Genomic DNA, 17,296 nt, shown 5'->3' on the forward strand with positions numbered 1-17,296 from the left:
GCTACTCCTGATCCTTACTGGCCCTGTGGTGTGCACCGAACGATCCGCGGAGGGGTTTCGATCCGGCACATCAGAAGTCCTCATCCATTTCGGCCGCGGCCGCCTCGGCGCGCAGACGCTGGTCACCGTTGGGCTCGGCCAGGCGAAGACGGGCGAACTCGCGGATTCGATCGCGCACCGCCGACTCGTCCGCCGGATCGGTCGGGCCGACGCCGGGAACGAAAATGATTATTTCAGTGGGCATTTCAGGCGGTCCGGGGATTCGTACCGTTCCCGTCCACGAGTCCGCGCCCAAGTGCAGTGCCGTGAACTCCGCGTCGGCATCGGGCGATGGCTGGTGCCCCGGATGCGCGGGGGAGCCGACCGGCCGCACCCACGCGTGCGGCCGAAGATGCTCGGGGACAACGCCACGACAGTCAGGAGCGGCGACCACGCTGACCCGCACCGTCGATATCCCGGCCGCCCGTGTCACCTGCCACGACACCGCGTTCGCGCCGGCGTCGAGAATCCCGGGCGGACAACGCCGCCAGTCCCATCCACCACTGCCGCGCGCGAGGACCAGCCCGTCGGCCGCGTCCGCGCCGCCTGCCGCCAACGCGTAGTCCTGCGCGCGACGGCGCGCTGGATCGATCGGTGTGGAATCGCCGCCTGTGTCGGCGTCGGCCCGGCTCTGGTCGGCCTCGATCACCGGGAATCGCTCGTCGAGATCGCCGTCCAGCATCATCTCGCACTGCTCGGTGAGACTCTCGATCTCCTCGTGCAACAGCCTCGGATCCAGCGCCGCGATCCCGTCGACTGTCGATGCGGGCCACCACCGACTCGCCCAGTGCGCGTAAGCGAGTCGCCGCAGGGCAGTCACCCGTTCCGGCCGAGCGGGCGCGGCCCGCAGCGCGCGGGATTCGTTGGCAGCGACAGCCGAGGCGACATCCTCGCCGTATATCGCCCACACCCAATCCTGCGCCGCGTCGACATCATCGAGCACCGCCGCGGGCACGACCTCGCTGTCGAACAGACTCCAGGTCAGATGGCCGCCGGCGACTTCGAGTACCAGCACATCCAGGCCCGGCGCGGCATCGGTGACCAGCGGCGCCCCCTCGGCAGCGATCACGATCAGACCAGGCTCCGCGCGGCGAAGGTGGACGACAGTCATCAGCTGGCCCTCGCTTCCACATCGGCGACCGTGTCAGCGGTCAGCGCCTGTTTGACCCGGGTGCGGTGGTCCAGCATCACCGACCGGGCGACACCGTCGAGCAGATCCCACAGCTCACCCGGATCGAATACCGGCATCTCGCGCACATCCCGACCGTGCAAACGCACCCACAACCTGCGCGAATACGGCCGCCACGGCGCGCGCAGCTCGGCGGCCACCGCCGCGAGCGGACCGGTCTGCCCGTCGACCACGTGCACCGCGTACCGACGCGCCTGCAACACATACCCTTCCCGCCGCCAGCGACCGTTGACCACCTCGTGCGCCCGCGACGCGGGCGCGGGGCCCTGCCCGGCAACCGGCGGTCCGATCGGTGAGAGTCCCAGCGCCAGTTCGGAACCCGCTGCGGCGGCGACCCGCAGCGATTCGTCGAGCAGCCCCCACGGCGAACAACTGCGCGAGATCTCCCGCGTGACCAGCTCCGCGATCTCGGGCAGATCGGCCCGATCGATACTGCCCTGCAACACCGTGAAGACCCGTTCGTACACGGTTCGGTCGAAGGGCAGACCGAGACTAGCGGTCGACGCGCTCGCGCCGAGTTCGGGGCATTGTGGGCTGGATTCGACGGTGAGCCCCAGGTCATCGGCCCCGGCGTGGGGATGGGGCAGCCACAGCGCGATTCCGCGTCGGGTGCCCGCGCCGCTGTCGACGACGTCGTCGAACAGCGGTCCGGCGTCGGCCGGATCGCCCGCGCGGGCGAGCGTGCAGGCTTCGAGCAGTTCGGTCAGCTCGGCGGCCAGATCCCGCGCGCCGTATCGGGTGAGTGGGCGGCGCGCCCAGGCGAGGTTCAACAGTTCCGCCAGCTCAACGGCGCGATGAGGTTCGGTCACATGGCGTTTCAGCGCGGCGGTGGTGCGCCCACCGGTGCTGTCGTGGACCTCCCGCAGCATCGCCTCGGCCCTCGCGTGCGCGCGCTCGCCGTCGGGCGCACCGGCGACGGTCGCCAGTTCGAAACAGCGTTGGAAGTACAGATCCTGGGCGTTGCCCTCGGTGATCCGCAGGCGTCGGCGCACCTGCTTGAGCACGACGAACCACGCCGCACAGGCCGCCAGCGCATCGGACTGCGCGTGCAGCAGTGCTGTGAGCAGCGTGATCCCGTCCTCGTCGAGCATGCTCGACGCCAGCCCGGGATGCTGCATCGGCCGCAGCACCAGCGGATCGAGAACCAGCTTCACCGTCCGCCGCAGCGGCCCGCCATCGGCCCCGCTCAACGCGTCGACGCCGTCGATACCCCGCCACACCTCATCGAGCACCATGGCGCGCGGTCTCAGCATTCGACCAGGTTATAGGTATTTTCGGCGCTCGGTGCGGTGGTGGCCGAGCGCGAAAGTTGGGATCGGTAGGCGAGGAATGCTTTCTACCTTTCTCTCAACGGGTTACCAGCCCGAACACACCACAGAGAGAAACGGAAACCACCATGAACGCCAAGCTGATCGCCGCCCTCGCCGCTTCCGCCGCCGCCACCGCGCTGTTCGTCACCGGTTGCAGCGACGACGCGGGCACCGCCGCCCCGAGCAGCACGGGGTCGGCAGCCCCCGCCCCGGCCGCGGGCAAGTCTGCCGCCAAGGTCGACGGGAAGGAATTCACCGCGAAGTTCGACACCACCTGCTCCAAGCAGGGTGGCACCCTCGCGCTGGCGCTCACCGACACGGCCAACGCCACCTACGGCAGCCTCTCGGTCGGCGCGACGGTCGAAGGCGACAAAGTCCAGGCGGTCGCCATCGGCGGCAGCAAGGGCGGCGCCAACGGTCTGCCCTACGCCGTGGGCTACGGCAACGGCCAGCCCGGCGGTTCCGCGACCCTGGTCAAGGACGGCAATACCTACCGCATCACCGGCGAGGGCGTCAGCGCCGACATGACCAACCCGCTGGCGGGCCCGTCGACGGCCAAGTTCGACATCACCTTCGCCTGCTCCACCATCGTCGGCGCCTGAACCTTCGCGACCCGGTCGACATCCATCCAAGGAGAAATCATGAAATCCAAGCTGCGTGCGGCCGCGGTCGCCTTCGGAATCCTCGCCATCGGCTACTACCTCTACTACGGACTCACCTACACCCCCGACGAATACACCGGTGCGATGCTCGGCTGGGTCGGTCCCCAGATGGCCCTGCCGATCATCGCGCTCACCATCGTCCCGATCGTCTTCGCCTTCACCGGCGACGGCATTCTCGAAGCCTTCACCGGCCGCAACAGCAGCGAGTTCCGCGACGCCGCGGTCGGTATCGGCACCATCACCTCGTTCCGGCAGACCGGTGTCTCGGTGAACGACCAACCACAGATCAAGATCGCTTTCCGGGTCGAGGGGTCCGACGGAAAGGTCTTCGACTCGCACGCCAAGATGATCGTTCCGCTCACCGAACTGGGCCTGTTGCAGCCGGGCGTGGTCCTGCCGGTCCGGTACCTGCCGGGTCGCACCGACAAGGTCGAGGTCGACCGCTCCGGCGACAACGGCGCCGCCCAGCGCGCCATGAACGAATCCCTCATCCGCAAGGGCATCACCACGCGCGGCAAGCTCGACATCGCCGATCGCGGCATCGCCGCCCAGGCGGTGGTTCGCAGCCTGGATGTCCCCGGCCGCATCCGCGGCGGCTACACCGAGGTCGCGCTCGGTCTGGTGGTCACCCGCCCGAACGGCACCACGTTCGAGACCCGCGCCGAGAAGTACCTGCCGCCCACCGCCGTCGGACAGGTGCAGGTCGGCCGAATCGTGCAGGTGCACTACCTGCCCGGCAACGAGCAAGAGGTGGTGATCGCCCTTCCGGTCAACGCCTGATGACAACGTCACTCGCACTCGGCGCGCGCTGTGCCTGATCCATCAAGGATCGCCCACGGCGCGCGCCGAGTTTTGGTCGACCGTTCATCTACGCGTTCCCGATGGCTCGCTTGCGCTGCTTACGGTGCCCGGAGTCCGTTCTACTCAGGAGTCACCGTGAGTCCGAAACCGCTCGCCCTGTTCGTCAAGCACGACGGTCAGTCGGCACGCGCCGCCCTGACCTGTGAATACAAGTGCGGCAACGCCTGTTTCCACGAGCCCCCGAACACCTCAGAGGGCGCCTACTTCGGTGACATCGTCAGCGGCCTCAACCGCCGTGGCCTGATCAAGGGCGGCGCGGCCGCGGTGCTGGCTGTCGGCGCCGCGAGTGCGCTCGCCGCCTGTGGTGACGACTCCGACGCCGCGAAGACCCCCGCCCCGACGCCGGCCGGAACCCCCGGCACCGGAACGGCTTTCACCGCTGTGGCGCCGAACAAGGAAGACGCGCTGACCATTCCGGAGGGCTACGACCAGCAGGTCGTTATCCGCTGGGGTGACCCGATCTTCGCCGACGCCCCCGCGTTCGACTTCGAGAAGCAGACCGCGGCCGCGCAGGCCAAGCAGTTCGGCTACAACAACGACTTCGCCGCGCTGATCCCGATCGAGGGCCAGGCCAACGGCTACCTGCTGGTGGTCAACCACGAGTACACCACCGGCCCGATGATGTTCCGCGGCTACGACAAGGCCAAGCCGACCGATGAGCAGATCGCGATCACCAAGGCCGCGCACGGCATGGCCGTGGTCGAGGTCAAGGGCGAAGCGGGCTCGGGCAAGCTCACCCCCGTCTTCGGCAAGTACAACCGCCGCATCACCGCCGAGACCGAGTTCCTGCTCACCGGTCCGGCCGCGGGCAGCGCGTTCACCGTCACCAGCGCCGACGCTTCCGGCACCAAGGTGCTCGGCACCTTCGCCAACTGCGCGGGCGGTGTAACTCCTTGGGGCACAGTGCTTTCCGGTGAAGAGAACTTCAACGGCTACTTCGCCAACGGTGACCTGGCCTCCGATCCGCAGGGCCGGGTGAAGCGCTACGGCTTCGCCAAGGGCGGCACCCCGAACCAGTGGGAGCGCACCGACAAGCGCTTCGATCTGAGCAAGGAACCCAACGAGGCCAACCGTTTCGGCTACGTCGTCGAGGTCAACCCGTGGGATGCCTCCGCTACGCCGATCAAGCACTCCGCGATGGGTCGCCTCAAGCACGAGGGCGCCACGATCTACGTCACCGATTCCGGTGACGTCGTCTCCTACACCGGCGACGACGAGAAGTTCGACTACATGTACAAGTTCATCTCCTCGCGCAAGATGCAGTCCGGCACCGGCGCCTCCGCGATGCGCCACAACCTGACCATCCTCGACGCGGGCACCCTCTACGTCGCCAAGCTCACCGGCGACCACCCGGACAAGATCGACGGCAGCGGCGCGGTCCCCTCCGACAAGGGCTTCACCGGCAAGGGCCAGTGGATTCCGCTGCTCGAGACCGGCGCCGACGGCAAGGGTAAGTCCCTGGTCGACGGCATGTCCGCCGCCGAGGTCGCGGTGTTCACCCGGCTGGCCGCCGACAAGGTCGGCGCCACCAAGATGGACCGTCCCGAGGACTTCGAGGCCAACCCGTACACCGGCAAGGTCTACGTGGCGCTCACCAACAACGACAACCGCGCCAAGGACGAGAAGGTCGCGGGCGTCGACGAGGCCAACCCGCGCAAGCTGAACAAGAACGGTCAGGTCCTCGAGCTCACCGACAACCACACCGGCACCGACTTCACCTGGTCGCTGCTGCTGGTCTGCGGTGACCCCGCCGCCGCCGACACCTACTTCGCCGGTTTCGACAAGACCAAGGTGAGCCCGATCTCCTGCCCGGACAACCTGGCCTTCGATCCGTACGGCAACCTGTGGATCTCCACCGACGGCAACGCCCTCAAGACCAACGACGGCCTGTTCTCGGTGATCCTCGACGGCCCCAACCGCGGTGAGACCAAGCAGTTCCTCACCGTGCCCAAGGGCGCCGAGACCTGCGGTCCGATCGTCACCGAATCCCACGTCATCGTCTCGGTCCAGCACCCCGGCGAGGCCGATGACGCCACCCCGGACAACCCGCAGTCCCACTGGCCCGACGGCGGCACCTCCCAGCCGCGTCCCGCCGTGGCGGTCGTCTGGAAGAAGAACGGCGGACGAATCGGCGTCTAGCCGACCCCCGATCCGCTGACGAAACCGCTACTCGGCTGGGCGAGTGGCGGTTTTGTCATGTCTGCCCTCAGCTGCTGCCGAACAGTCCCGACATGTTGGCGAAGCGGGCGAGGTCGCCTTGCGCGCCGCTGTAGATGTTGACGTCGGTGCCGCCGTGGATGCCGGGGACGGCGCCGCGGTCGGTGGTCTGCCAGAAGGTCCAGGCGGGCCAGTTGCCGGGGACCTCGGGCTGGTCGCCGCCGCTGTAGTCGGCGATCCAGAGCGGGTATCGGGTGAAGGCGTCGGTATCGGCCATCGCGGTCTGCCAGAAGTGGGGGTAGGTGTAGATGATGGGCGTGCGGCCGGTGAGGGTCTGCACCGTGGCGAGGTAGCGGTGGGTCCAGTCGATGAGCGCGGCGGGGGGCAGGCCGCCCGTGGTTTCCAGGTCGAGCACCGGGGGCAGGTCGAGGGGCCCGTTCTGGCCGAGGACCGTCGCCGCGTACATCGCCGCCTGCGGTTCCGGCGGTAGTTCGGGCCGGGCGAAATGGTAGGTGCCGCGTGCCACCCCGGCGACGCGCATGAGAACGCTGTCCTGCACGAAGAACGGGTTGATGTAGTTCAACCCCTCGGTGGCCTTCACCATCGCGAACTGGTGCCCGGCCGCGCGCACCGCGTGCCAGTCGATCATCCGGCCGTCCACATGCTGCCAGGACGACACATCCGGCCCGGTGGGCTCCGCCTGCGCGGTAGCGGGTAGCGCGCAGGCCAGGGCGATGAGCGCAATACAACCACGAACCGTCGAACTCCAGCGCTTGGTGTTCATGGGCGTCGACCGTAGTGACTCGGCGCGGGCGTGACCAGCGGTGTTGGTGTGTGTCTGGGAATAGTTACCGAAAGCCTGTCGGCCTGTGCCCGTATCTTGGTCCCGACATCGGCTGACAGGAAGTGGTGGGCATGGCGCGCAAGCGTGAGACGCGGTTCGAGCCGGCGGTGGCGAAGCCGGGGTCGCTGCGACCCGCGGTCTCGCCCGGCGACGACCCGATCGACGAGCTATCCGTGACCGACGTCGAGTATCGCGATACGGATTTCGCCGAGCGCCACGTCTCCGGGGTGAGCATCGAGGCCTGCCTGTTCGACAGTGTCCGGTTTCCGAGCACGCTGCGCCACAGCACCATCGCCGAATCCACGCTGCGCGTCTGCGATCTGGCCAATGTCGCCGCCGACGATTCCTCGATGATCGAGAGCCTCGTCGACAACGGTCGTCTCACCGGACTGTCCTGGACCGCGGGCGTGCTGCGCGACGTGGCGATCGAATCCACGCGCGCCGACCTGTCGTCCTTCGCGCAAACCCGCATGCGCACGGTCGTGTTCCGTGACTGCGACCTACGTCAAGCCGACTTCCAGGGCACCGAGTTCCGCAACGTCCGCTTCGAACGCTGCAACCTCGTCGGCGCCCGCTTCACCGGCGCCCGCATCCAGCAGAACCTGCGCTTCGAGGACTGCGACCTCACCGGCCTCTACGGCATCACCGCGCTGCGCGGCGCCACCATCAACGGCGGCGACCCGCAGGGGCTGGCGGCAACGCTCGCGCGTGAACTCGGCATCGTCGTCGAATGGAATACCGATCTCGACGAGAACTAGCCGAGCCAATCGAGAACCGAAGCGGCGGTCCAGGATTGCTGCATGCTGCCCAGCGGCGCACCGGTGTACGGCTCGTAGTACTCGGCGAAGCTGCCGTCGCTGGCCTGGCGCAGACCTTCGGCGCGCAGCATGTAGGAGCGTTCCGCCCAGCCTCGGCGCGCGAAGGCCCAGGAGAACAGCCAGCTCATGACCGGCCAGACAGGACCACGCCAATATTCGCGGGGACGGAAGTCCTTGGAGACCGGGGACGTCGAGGGGGGCAGGGCGTAGCGCAGATCGGGGTGGCCGCAGAAGCGCGGGCCCTCGAAGGTGTTGAGCAGGGCGCGCTCGGCGTGGCGCGACAGGCCGCCCGAGAGCAGCGGGGCGAACATGGCGAGGGTCTCGGTGCTGATCCAGCGTTGCAGGCGAACGTCGTAATCCTTTGCCGCGCCGGTCCGTTCGTCGGCGGTGGCGACCACGCCCGCGCGGAAGCGCTCGGCCCAGCCGTGCAGTTCGCGGACGTCGGCGTGTGGTTGCTTGTACTCCTCGCCGATATCGGCGAGCACCTCGCAGGCCAGCGCGAAGATCGCGGAGACGAACACGTCCTCCACGGCGAAACTCATCACCGAGGTGAGCTGGAAATCGTCGTAGTTCGCGCGCCGCATCTGCTCGACCAGCCACAGATAGCGGTCGTACTCACGGTCGCTCGGCCGCTGGGTGGGGTCGGAGACGATCGAGGTGTCCGCGCGACGATACGGCGGAAGATCCATCCCCGGAACAACATTGGCGTAGGCGCGGTCCCAGCGCGGCGAATTGTCCATCCCGGATTCCCAGCCGTGATACAGCGTGATCCGCCCGGTTTCCTTGGGGTCGCGGGCGTGCGCGAGCCAGCGGTGCCAGCGCACCAGATCCGGCCAGCGGCGGTTCAGGAATTCCTCGGCGACCGCGCGGGTGGAGCGGCCGTGCCTGCGGGAATGGTCCAGGATGCGCTGCACGGCGATGGCGTGCACCGGCGGCTGGGTGATGCCGGAGGTATCGGGGCCATCGGGGGCATTGCTCGCCAGCTTGCGACATTCCCACCGCGCGGGCCCGGGAAAATACCCGTCCACACCGTTGGCGAACACGATGTGCGGGATCATCCCGTTCTTCCACTGCGCCGACAGCAGCGTGTCGAGCTCGACCACGGCCCGCTCCACGCTCAACGGCGCCAGCCCCACCGCGACGAACGCCGCGTCCCAGCTCCACATATGGGGATAGAGGCGGGGCGCGGCGCTGGTCATCGTGCCCAGGTCGTTGCCCCGCAGGAGGTAGGCGGCGCGGGCCGCGAGCTGCGTCGAGGTGAAACCTGGGTCGGTCATCTATCTATTCTGCGGTGGAGCAGGCCCGATGGCATCCCGACAGCGCTGTGACGATCAGTACCCGGCTTGACGCGGCGTGTTCTGGGCGGCCGATCCGACCGAGCTGAGCATGGTGGTGATGCACAGCCCCACCACCAGGTTGATCGCCGCGGTCGCGATCTTGGCATCCAGATCGGCGGCCAGGGTGAACGGCAGAATCACCGCCACGGCGGTGAGGAGCAGACAGATCCAGGTGAAGAACGTGAGCGGGCTCGGCATGGCGAGCAACAACACCATCAGCAGGGCCGTGGCCAGCAGCGCGGCGCCCGCGGCGGCGATGGCGTAGGAGGTGGTGGAGACGCTGCCGTACGCGCCCGCGCCTTCGGGCGCGAGGATCGCGATGCCGAGCACACCGCGGATCAGCATGATCGCGACCACCACCAGCAACGCGGCCACGACGGCCGTGCCGATGCCGCCTGCCCACAGCTTGCCCACATTGACCTTGGGCTCCGGTTCGCCCTGTGGATACGGGGGCTGGCCCTGGCCGTACTGGGGCTGGCCCTGGTGCTGGGGGTACTGCGGGTCCGCTGGTCCGTAGTTGTACCGGGGATCGGTCATAGTCCGACGGTACTAGCCGGTGCGGCCATCCGCTGGGGGAAACGGTCACGGCGTCGAGATCCGCGTGCCCGCTAGCGTGGCAGGTATGACGGTGACCAGTACTCCCGCCCCGACCGCACTCATCACCGGCGCGAGCCGTGGACTCGGCGCCGCGATCGCCCGCGAGCTCGCGCCCACCCACGACCTGCTGCTCGGCGCCAGATCCGCCGACGCGCTGAAGCCGATTCTCACCGAGCTGCCGGCGGCGACGGGCTGGCCGGTCGCGCTCACCGACTATCCCGCGGTGGCCGCGGCCGCCGAACGGATAACCCGGCTCGATGTGCTGGTGCACAACGCGGGAATCGCGGACCTCGGGACGGTCGCCGAGTCGTCGGTCGAGCAGTGGCGCGAAACCCTCGAGGTGAACCTGATCGCGGTCGCCGAGCTGACGAGGGTGTTGTTGCCCGCGCTGCGCGCCGCGAACGGGCATGTGGTGCTGATCAATTCGGGTGCGGGATTGCGTGCGCATCCCGGCTGGGGTTCCTACGCGGCGAGCAAGTTCGGGCTGCGCGCCCTGGCCGACGCGCTGCGTCAGGAGGAGCCGTCGCTGCGGGTGACCTCGCTGTTCCCCGGTCGCATCGACACCGATATGCAGCGCGCGATCGTCGCCGCCGAGGGGCGTGAGTACCAGCCGTCGGAGTTCCTGTCCGCCGAAACGGTGGCCGGGGCCGTGCGAACCGCTGTCGACACCCCGCGTGACGCGCATCCCACCGAGATCGTGCTGCGGCCCCGCTGACCGCGATTCGGTAAGGTCGCCGATACCGCTTCCAGGGGCCCGGAATTCGCATAACGGTCTCCGTCGGTTCAGACGTTCGATGAATTCGGTGGGTACAGTCCCGCTGGTTCTCGGCGCGCCTCCGCCGATGGACTGACCGAAGGGTGCGACGAAGGAGTGCCCGTAGGGAGGGAAGAGGTGGAGTTCAGCGCCGAGAACCGCGGCGCCGGCCGCAATGATTTCGAGTAGGGGTTCGGAAGTGGATAGACGTCGAATGCTGGCGCTGTTGGCCGCGGGTACCGCCGTGGCGCTGACCGGCTGCGCGACCGCTGAGGGTGAGACCGTCGAGGCCGGTTCCGCCGGTGAGATCCCCACACCGCGGCTGCCCGCGCCGACCCCCGTCCAGCCCCTGCTCCCGCCCCCGCCGGGCGGCCCGAAGTCGATCATCCCCCCGAAGCCCATCACCGCGTTGCCCGGCCAGGGGCTCACCATGGCCCTGACGGTCGACGACGGCGTCAGCCCGGAAGTGGTCGGCGCGTATGTGAAATGGGCGAAGGACACCGGCGCGCGCTTCACCTTCTTCGTCACCGGCTACTACGAGTCCTGGACGATCCACCGCAACGAGCTGCGCCCGCTGGTTGATTCCGGCCAGATCCAGCTCGGCAACCACACCTGGGACCACGCCGCCCTCACCAAGATCAGCTCCACCGAGGTAGCCGACCAGCTCGGACGCACGAAAACGTTCCTGCGCAACAACTTCGGCGTCGACGGCACCCCGTTCTACCGCCCGCCGTTCGGATATCACAACGCCGCCGTCGACAAGGTGGCCGCCGATCTCGGCTACACCGTCCCCACCATGTGGTACGGCTCGCTGTCCGACTCGGGCCTGATCACCGAGGAATACCTGCTCGAGTGCGCCGACAAGTACTTCGCGGCCCAGTCGATCATCATCGGCCACGCCAACTTCCCCCCGGTCACCCACTGCTACGGCCAACTGGTCGACATCATCAGGGCACGCAACCTGTCGCTGGTGACGCTCAATGACGTTCTGCAGGTGCAAGCCTGAGACGAACACGGTTCGACGGGGTTCCGGGCGTTGGCTTCGACCGTAAGGGCATTCGTGTGTGATGCCGGGCGAACGATAGTGTTCTCAGCGTGCCTGATCAGAATCGAACACCGACCTACACGCACGGTTTTCATGGTTCGGTTCTGCGAACCCAGCGCTGGCGGACCGCGGAGAACTCGGCCGCCTACCTCATCGAGCACCTGCGCGCCGGTTCGACGCTGCTCGATGTCGGTTGCGGGGCGGGCACGATCAGCGCCGATCTCGCGGACCTCATCGCGCCGGGCAAGCTCACCGCTGTCGACTCGTCGCCGGAGGTGATCGCCTCTGCGCGCGCCGAGGCCGCGACGCGCGGTTGCGAGAATATCGAGTTCGCGGTGGCCGATGCTCTCGTGCTTCCGTTCGAGGACAATTTCTTCGACGTGGTTCATGCCCATCAGGTGCTGCAGCACGTGAGCGACCCCGTGCGCGCGCTCACGGAGATGAAGCGGGTCTGTAAGCCGGGTGGCGTGGTGGCGGTCAGGGAAAGCGACTACGGTGCGTTCAGCTGGTACCCGGAGTCGTCGCCGCTGGACAAGTGGTTGCGGCTGTACCGCCAGATCGCCCGCGCCAACGGCGGCGAACCCGACGCGGGGCGCAGACTTCTCGCCTGGGCCAACCGTGTCGGGTTCGATCATCACGTCATCGACTCGAGCACATGGTGTTTCGCCGATGACGAACAGCGACGATGGTGGGGATCGATGTGGGCCGAGCGCATCACGCACTCCTCGATCGCCGAGCAACTGGTCACCGCCGGACTCGCCGAATCCGACGAGCTGGCGGAGATTTCCACGGCCTGGCTGCAGTGGGCCGATAATCCCGACGGGTATCTGACTCTCGTGCACGGCGAGTTGCTCGGCATCAAGTAGGCACCGGCGGCTTCACCCGACCTGGATGATGCCCCTCGCGCGAGGGGCATCATCGTCAGGAAGAATCCGGCGACGGCCGGCGAGGCACCTCACGGCACGATATTGACCATCTTGCCGGGAACCACGATCACCTTGCGCGGCGCCGCGCCCTGGAGCAGCGCGACGACCTTGTCGTCGGCCAGGGCCGCGGCCTCGATGGTGGCCGCGTCGGAGTCGGCGGGGACCTGAATTCGGCTGCGCACCTTGCCCTTCACCTGGATCGGGTATTCCACCGAGTCCGCCACCAGTAGCGCGGGGTCGGCGGCGGGGAAGGGGCCGTGGGCCAGGGATGTGGTGTGGCCCAGGCGTTCCCAGAGTTCCTCGGCGATGTGGGGAGCCAGCGGGGCGAGCATCAGTACCAGGGGTTCCACGGCGGCGCGGGGGGCGCCGGTGGCGTAGTTCTTGGTCAGGTGATTGGTGAGCTCGATCAGCTTGGCGCCCGCGGTGTTGTCGCGCAGCGCTGCCAGGTCCTCGTCGACGCCGGCGATGGTGCGGTGCACCAGGCGCAGCGTCTCCTCCGACGGCGCGGCCTCGGTGGCCTTCACCGTGCCGGTCTCCTCGTCGACCACCAGGCGCCAGACGCGCTGCAGGAAGCGGTGCGCGCCGACGACGTCCTTGGTCGCCCACGGGCGCGAGGTGTCCAGCGGACCCATCGACATCTCGTAGAAGCGGAAGGTGTCGGCACCGTAGAGGTCGCACATCTCGTCCGGCGAGATGGCGTTCTTCAGCGACTTGCCGATCTTGCCGTACTCCTGGGACACCTCGATCTCGACGCCGTCGGCGCCGGTCCAGAAGAACTTCGCGTCCCGCTCGACGACCTCGGCGGCGGGCACGTACGCGCCACGCTCATCGGTGTAGGCGTAACCCTGGACGTAGCCCTGGTTGTACAGGCGGCGGTAGGGCTCGCTGCCCGACACATCGCCCAGGTCGAAGAGCACTTTCTGCCAGAACCGCGCGTACAGCAGGTGCAGCACCGCGTGCTCCACGCCGCCGACGTACAGGTCGACACCGCCGGGGTCGTTCGGGCCGTGCTCGGCCGTGCGCGGGCCGAGCCAGTACTTCTCGTTCTCCTCGGCGCAGAACGTCTCGGCATTGGTCGGGTCGGCGTAACGCAGCTGGTACCACGATGATCCGGCCCAGTTGGGCATCACGTTGGTGTCGCGACGGTACTGCTTGGGGCCGTCGCCCAGGTCCAGTTCGACGTTCACCCAGTCGGTGGCCTTGGCCAGCGGCGGGGACGGCTCGGAGTCGGCGTCGTCGGCGTCGAAGGTGACCGGCGCGAAGTCCTCCATCTCCGGAAGCCGCACGGGCAGCATGGATTCCGGCAGTGCGTGGGCCACGCCGTCGGCGTCGTAGACGATCGGGAACGGCTCGCCCCAGTACCGCTGCCGCGCGAACAGCCAGTCGCGCAGCTTGTACTGGACGGTGCCGGTGCCGTGCCCCTCGGCCTCGAGGTGGCCGATCATGGTCGCCTTGGCCTCGTCGACCGAGAGTCCGTTCAGGAAACCGGAGTTCACCAGTTTGCCCTCGCCGGCGTGGACCGCTTCGGCGACGTTGCCGCCGTCGATCACCTCGATGATCGGCAGGTTCAGCGCGGTCGCGAAATCCCAGTCGCGGCTGTCGTGGCCGGGTACCGCCATGATGGCGCCGGTGCCGTAGCCGCTCAGCACGTAGTCGGCGATGAAGATCGGCACCTGCGCGCCGTCGGCCGGGTTGGTGGCGTAGGAGCCGAGGAAGACGCCGGTCTTCTCCTTGTTCTCCTGACGTTCCAGATCCGACTTCGCCGCGATCGACTTGCGGTACGCGGCAACGGCTTCGGTAGGGGCGGCGCTGTCGTTGGTCCAGCGCGCGTCCGTGCCCTCGGGCCACGCGGCGGTGGTGAGCCGGTCGACCAGTTCGTGCTCGGGCGAGAGCACGACATACGTCGCGCCGAACAGGGTGTCGGGCCGGGTGGTGAACACCTCGATGGTCTCGCCCGCCGCGTCGAACCGCACCTGGGCGCCGCGCGAACGCCCGATCCAGTTGCGCTGCATGGACTTCACGTTGTCGGGCCAGTCGAGGGTGTCGAGGTCGTCGACCAGACGATCGGAGTAGGAGGTGATGCGCATCATCCACTGCCACATGCGCTTACGGAACACGGGGAAGTTCCCGCGCTCGCTTCGCCCGTCGGTGGTGACCTCCTCGTTCGACAGCACCGTGCCCAGCCCTGGGCACCAGTTGACGATCGAATCCGACTGGTACACCAGACGATAGGAGTCGATCAGCGCGCCGCGCTCGGCGGCCGACAAGGAGTTCCAGTCGCCGTCGGGCACCGGACGCGCACCGGCGGCGAATTGCTCTTCCAGTTCCGCGATCGGCCGGGCCCGACCGGCTTCCTGGTCGTACCAGGCGTTGTAGATGCGCAGGAAGATCCACTGCGTCCACCGGTAGTACTCCGGGTCGGTGGTGGCGAACGAACGCCGGGGGTCGTGGCCGAGGCCGAGCCGGTCCAGCTGACGCTGCATGGTCGCGATGTTGGCCTCGGTGGTCACCCGAGGGTGCGCGCCCGTCTGCACGGCGTACTGCTCGGCGGGCAGGCCGAAGGCGTCGTAGCCGAGCGCGTGCAGCACGTTGCGGCCACGCATGCGGTGGTAGCGGCCGAACACATCGGTGGCGATATAGCCGAGCGGGTGGCCGACGTGCAGGCCGGCGCCGGAGGGGAACGGGAACATGTCCTGGATGAACAGCTTGTCGGGCGGTGTCTCACCGGCGAGCGGCCCGACCGGGTTGGGCGCGTGGAAGGTGGCGCGCTCGGTCCAGTTCCGCTGCCAGCGGCGTTCGATCCGCCCAGCCAGCTCGGCGTTGTACCGGTGCTGAGGTACGTCAGTCTCGGTTGCACGAGTGTCCTGCACGGTCCTGCCTTCTTGTTCTCGCCGATCCCCGGTAAACATCGTCTAACAGCGTAGAACGTGGCCGCGAGCCGATTTCCCAAGGGCCGAGAACGTGGCGCCCGGTCTCGCGCGGCCTCGTCGGCGCGCACCGGCGGTGTGTGGCCGGTCACCCTGGGCGGGGAGTCCTGGTTTCGGGTCGGCGCGGGTGCGCTAGCCTGCATGAATGGTCGTCGTCGCTCTCCTGCTGTTCGCGCTGGCCGCGGTCGCCATCGTGACCGGTGTGCTCGGACTGTTCGGCAAACTGCCCCGCAACCGCTTCCTCGGCGTTACCACCGAGGCCGCGCTGCACAGTGACGACAATTTCCGCATCGCCAACCGCATCGCCGCCCCCACCTCGGTCGGGGCCGGAGCGTTGCTGTTCGCCGGTGGGCTGGTGGTGCTGGTAGCCGGTGGGCTCGCGAGCGTCGGCGTGGCCGCACTCGTCGCGGTCATCGCGGTCTTCACCCTCGGCGCGGGCGCCAACGCCGCCGCTGGAGCAGTGGAACCGCTCCTCCCGCCCGCCCCCGTGGGCGGCTGCGGCTCCTCCTGTGGCGGCTGCTCCATCCGCGACACCTGCGCCCCCGCGAACTGATTTCGCTAGCGGCGGGGTCCCGCGTTCCGGTACAACGGGAACAGGATCTCGAGCGGGGGGAATCATGAAGGTTGTCGGGGCTGGGCTCATTCTCGCGTTGATCGGGGCTATCACTACCGGGTATTCGACGACCGCGGGGATCGTTCTGGTTGTCATCGGGGTGATCGCCGTGGTGGTCGGGTGTTTTCTGCTCTCTCGTGACCCCGGCGGGTCGCGGAAGTCGAAGCGGCGGTGGGCTTCGGGTTCGTCCGCGGCCGGGGTCAGCTGGTTCGGTGACGGCGGCGGCGATGGTGGCGGGCATTCGCACGGCTGCGGTGGGGGCGGCGGCTGTGGGGGTGGCGGCGGCGATTGATCGCTGGTCGCGGCCTCGGTAGTGGTTGAACCACAAGGGGATTGCAAGAACGTGTGATTACGGTCGGCCTCGACATACCGGTGCAGGTAGGAGAGGTCCATGAGTATCAGCGAGGTAGCCGCCACTGTGCTCGCGCTCTTTGTCGGAGTGGTCGGCGTGGTGGGAATCGTGACGGTGCCGGTGATGGTCGTCGTGGCGATTGTTCAGCAGGTCTCGGATCCAGCGGGACGGCCGGAAAGGCGCGCGCGGATCGCCGCGAACAGGCGGGCGCGGGAGCTGGCGCGGGCTCGGAATCGGCGACGGGGAACCGGCTCGCGCTCGAGCAGTTGGAGTTCGGCGAGTACCAGCTGGTCCAGCGGCGCGAGCAGCAGCGACGGTGGCTGGTCGGGCAGTTGCGACTCGGGGTCGAGCAGTAGCTGTGGCGGCGGTAGCAGCAGCGGTTGTGGCGGCGGCAGCAGCTGCTGAGCTGGAAGTTGTCCGACGGATAGGTAAGGAAAATCGGTGTCGCCGGTCTGCGGCGACACTTGTCTCGGGGGAGGAATCATGGTCTTTGTCGTGGCGTTCATCGTCGCAGTGGTCGGGTTGTTGCTCGGCGGAGGAACGGGGGCAGTGCTACTGGCGATCACGATCGTGTTGGTGCTGTTCGGGCTCGTCGGTCTCGGCGCCACACCGGAAGCCCGAGACGAACGGGCCGCGGCCGCGGTTCGCCGGGCGCGTCGGCGTGCGCCGTCGGGACAGGCGCGGCGGGCGCGGAATCGGCGCCGAGCGGGCTGGACTGCCGCCGGTAGTTCCGGTACCGGGTTCGCCGGGACAGGTGACAGCGGCAGCTGCGGTGGCGGGTCCTGAGCCACGGATGACCGGGACCCGGCGGAGGGGGCCGGGTCCCGGTCGTGATGACCCGGCCGATGACCGGGTCGGGTTCCGA

At 68.2% G+C, this 17,296-nt stretch carries 17 protein-coding genes; 10 read left to right on the forward strand and 7 right to left on the reverse strand.

Annotated features, from left to right (window positions below; genetic code table 11):
- Nucleotides 1-70 precede the first annotated feature (70 nt).
- A complete protein-coding gene (locus NA12_RS22850; protein ID WP_067454959.1) occupies nucleotides 71-1,150 on the reverse strand; it encodes a hypothetical protein in 1,080 nt (359 codons plus the stop codon).
- Nucleotides 1,150-2,463, reverse strand: coding sequence for a hypothetical protein (locus tag NA12_RS22855; RefSeq protein WP_067454962.1), 1,314 nt, complete (start codon nucleotides 2,461-2,463; stop codon nucleotides 1,150-1,152). The genes NA12_RS22850 and NA12_RS22855 overlap by 1 nt, the downstream gene beginning before the upstream one ends.
- A 161-nt stretch (nucleotides 2,464-2,624) precedes the next feature.
- On the opposite strand from NA12_RS22855, the gene NA12_RS22860 reads away from it, so the two are divergent.
- From NA12_RS22860 to NA12_RS22870, 3 genes are all read left to right on the forward strand, one after another.
- Nucleotides 2,625-3,140 (forward strand): lipoprotein LpqH, encoded by a 516-nt coding sequence (locus tag NA12_RS22860; protein ID WP_067454965.1) that lies wholly within the window; start codon nucleotides 2,625-2,627, stop codon nucleotides 3,138-3,140.
- A 39-nt stretch (nucleotides 3,141-3,179) separates the two neighbouring features.
- Nucleotides 3,180-3,980 (forward strand): hypothetical protein, encoded by an 801-nt coding sequence (locus tag NA12_RS22865; RefSeq protein ID WP_067454969.1) that lies wholly within the window; start codon nucleotides 3,180-3,182, stop codon nucleotides 3,978-3,980.
- 156 nt (nucleotides 3,981-4,136) lie between these two features.
- Nucleotides 4,137-6,200, forward strand: a complete 2,064-nt coding sequence (locus NA12_RS22870; protein WP_067454972.1) for a PhoX family protein — start codon at nucleotides 4,137-4,139, stop codon at nucleotides 6,198-6,200.
- Between the two features lie 67 nt (nucleotides 6,201-6,267).
- On the opposite strand, the gene NA12_RS22875 is transcribed toward NA12_RS22870, so the two are convergent.
- Nucleotides 6,268-7,002 (reverse strand): glycoside hydrolase family 25 protein, encoded by a 735-nt coding sequence (locus NA12_RS22875; RefSeq protein WP_067454975.1) that lies wholly within the window; start codon nucleotides 7,000-7,002, stop codon nucleotides 6,268-6,270.
- Nucleotides 7,003-7,133: 131 nt separating this feature from the next.
- Between NA12_RS22875 and NA12_RS22880 the strand changes: the two genes are divergently transcribed.
- On the forward strand, nucleotides 7,134-7,820 hold the full coding sequence (locus NA12_RS22880; RefSeq protein WP_067454978.1) for a pentapeptide repeat-containing protein: 687 nt from the start codon (nucleotides 7,134-7,136) through the stop codon (nucleotides 7,818-7,820).
- Here the strand turns inward: NA12_RS22880 and ggh are convergent.
- Both ggh and NA12_RS22890 read right to left on the reverse strand, forming a co-directional pair.
- Nucleotides 7,817-9,157, reverse strand: a complete 1,341-nt coding sequence (ggh, locus tag NA12_RS22885) for a glucosylglycerate hydrolase (RefSeq protein WP_067454981.1) — start codon at nucleotides 9,155-9,157, stop codon at nucleotides 7,817-7,819. The two genes, NA12_RS22880 and ggh, sit on opposite strands and share 4 nt — an antisense overlap.
- A 54-nt stretch (nucleotides 9,158-9,211) precedes the next feature.
- Nucleotides 9,212-9,754: a DUF6069 family protein gene (locus NA12_RS22890; protein ID WP_084473018.1), complete on the reverse strand. Its 543-nt coding sequence runs from the start codon at nucleotides 9,752-9,754 to the stop codon at nucleotides 9,212-9,214.
- A gap of 85 nt (nucleotides 9,755-9,839) precedes the next feature.
- Here NA12_RS22890 and NA12_RS22895 point away from each other — a divergent pair, with 85 nt between their 5' ends.
- The 3 genes from NA12_RS22895 (at nucleotide 9,840) to NA12_RS22905 (ending at nucleotide 12,479) form a co-directional block, all read left to right on the forward strand.
- Entirely contained in the window at nucleotides 9,840-10,529 is a 690-nt protein-coding gene (locus tag NA12_RS22895; protein WP_067454984.1) for an SDR family oxidoreductase, read from the forward strand.
- A 253-nt stretch (nucleotides 10,530-10,782) separates the two neighbouring features.
- Complete coding sequence (locus NA12_RS22900) at nucleotides 10,783-11,574, forward strand: polysaccharide deacetylase family protein (protein ID WP_067454987.1); 792 nt, start codon at nucleotides 10,783-10,785, stop codon at nucleotides 11,572-11,574.
- Nucleotides 11,575-11,663: 89 nt separating this feature from the next.
- On the forward strand, nucleotides 11,664-12,479 hold the full coding sequence (locus tag NA12_RS22905; protein WP_067454990.1) for a class I SAM-dependent methyltransferase: 816 nt from the start codon (nucleotides 11,664-11,666) through the stop codon (nucleotides 12,477-12,479).
- Between the two features lie 89 nt (nucleotides 12,480-12,568).
- Here NA12_RS22905 and leuS read toward each other — a convergent pair whose 3' ends face one another.
- A complete protein-coding gene (leuS, locus tag NA12_RS22910) occupies nucleotides 12,569-15,409 on the reverse strand; it encodes a leucine--tRNA ligase (RefSeq protein ID WP_067454992.1) in 2,841 nt (946 codons plus the stop codon).
- A 202-nt stretch (nucleotides 15,410-15,611) separates the two neighbouring features.
- On the opposite strand from leuS, the gene NA12_RS22915 reads away from it, so the two are divergent.
- Both NA12_RS22915 and NA12_RS34430 read left to right on the forward strand, forming a co-directional pair.
- Complete coding sequence (locus NA12_RS22915) at nucleotides 15,612-16,019, forward strand: SdpI family protein (protein ID WP_067454995.1); 408 nt, start codon at nucleotides 15,612-15,614, stop codon at nucleotides 16,017-16,019.
- Between the two features lie 64 nt (nucleotides 16,020-16,083).
- Nucleotides 16,084-16,371, forward strand: a complete 288-nt coding sequence (locus tag NA12_RS34430) for a hypothetical protein (protein WP_218017146.1) — start codon at nucleotides 16,084-16,086, stop codon at nucleotides 16,369-16,371.
- Nucleotides 16,372-16,574: 203 nt separating this feature from the next.
- Here the strand turns inward: NA12_RS34430 and NA12_RS33775 are convergent, their stop codons facing one another.
- Nucleotides 16,575-16,895 carry a hypothetical protein gene (locus NA12_RS33775; protein WP_067454998.1) on the reverse strand — a complete coding sequence of 107 codons (321 nt, stop codon included), beginning with the start codon at nucleotides 16,893-16,895 and terminating at the stop codon, nucleotides 16,575-16,577.
- Between the two features lie 19 nt (nucleotides 16,896-16,914).
- Between NA12_RS33775 and NA12_RS22930 the strand changes: the two genes are divergently transcribed.
- Entirely contained in the window at nucleotides 16,915-17,217 is a 303-nt protein-coding gene (locus tag NA12_RS22930) for a hypothetical protein (protein WP_067455001.1), read from the forward strand.
- Nucleotides 17,218-17,296: the final 79 nt, after the last annotated feature.

It is taken from the genome of Nocardia alba NBRC 108234 (assembly GCF_001612665.1).
In the GTDB taxonomy this organism is placed as follows: domain Bacteria; phylum Actinomycetota; class Actinomycetes; order Mycobacteriales; family Mycobacteriaceae; genus Nocardia; species Nocardia alba.

Excerpts from the sequence above, each read along its gene's own strand:
- NA12_RS22850 (WP_067454959.1), bottom strand. The coding sequence starts at position 1,150 with ATGACTGTCGTCCACCTTCGCCGCGCGGAGCCTGGTCTGATCGTGATC.
- NA12_RS22855 (WP_067454962.1), bottom strand. The coding sequence starts at position 2,463 with ATGGTGCTCGATGAGGTGTGGCGGGGTATCGACGGCGTCGACGCGTTG.
- NA12_RS22860 (WP_067454965.1), top strand. The coding sequence starts at position 2,625 with ATGAACGCCAAGCTGATCGCCGCCCTCGCCGCTTCCGCCGCCGCCACC.
- NA12_RS22865 (WP_067454969.1), top strand. The coding sequence starts at position 3,180 with ATGAAATCCAAGCTGCGTGCGGCCGCGGTCGCCTTCGGAATCCTCGCC.
- NA12_RS22875 (WP_067454975.1), bottom strand. The coding sequence starts at position 7,002 with ATGAACACCAAGCGCTGGAGTTCGACGGTTCGTGGTTGTATTGCGCTC.
- NA12_RS22880 (WP_067454978.1), top strand. The coding sequence starts at position 7,134 with ATGGCGCGCAAGCGTGAGACGCGGTTCGAGCCGGCGGTGGCGAAGCCG.
- ggh (WP_067454981.1), bottom strand. The coding sequence starts at position 9,157 with ATGACCGACCCAGGTTTCACCTCGACGCAGCTCGCGGCCCGCGCCGCC.
- NA12_RS22890 (WP_084473018.1), bottom strand. The coding sequence starts at position 9,754 with ATGACCGATCCCCGGTACAACTACGGACCAGCGGACCCGCAGTACCCC.
- NA12_RS22895 (WP_067454984.1), top strand. The coding sequence starts at position 9,840 with ATGACGGTGACCAGTACTCCCGCCCCGACCGCACTCATCACCGGCGCG.
- NA12_RS22900 (WP_067454987.1), top strand. The coding sequence starts at position 10,783 with ATGCTGGCGCTGTTGGCCGCGGGTACCGCCGTGGCGCTGACCGGCTGC.
- NA12_RS22915 (WP_067454995.1), top strand. The coding sequence starts at position 15,612 with ATGGTCGTCGTCGCTCTCCTGCTGTTCGCGCTGGCCGCGGTCGCCATC.
- NA12_RS34430 (WP_218017146.1), top strand. The coding sequence starts at position 16,084 with ATGAAGGTTGTCGGGGCTGGGCTCATTCTCGCGTTGATCGGGGCTATC.
- NA12_RS22930 (WP_067455001.1), top strand. The coding sequence starts at position 16,915 with ATGGTCTTTGTCGTGGCGTTCATCGTCGCAGTGGTCGGGTTGTTGCTC.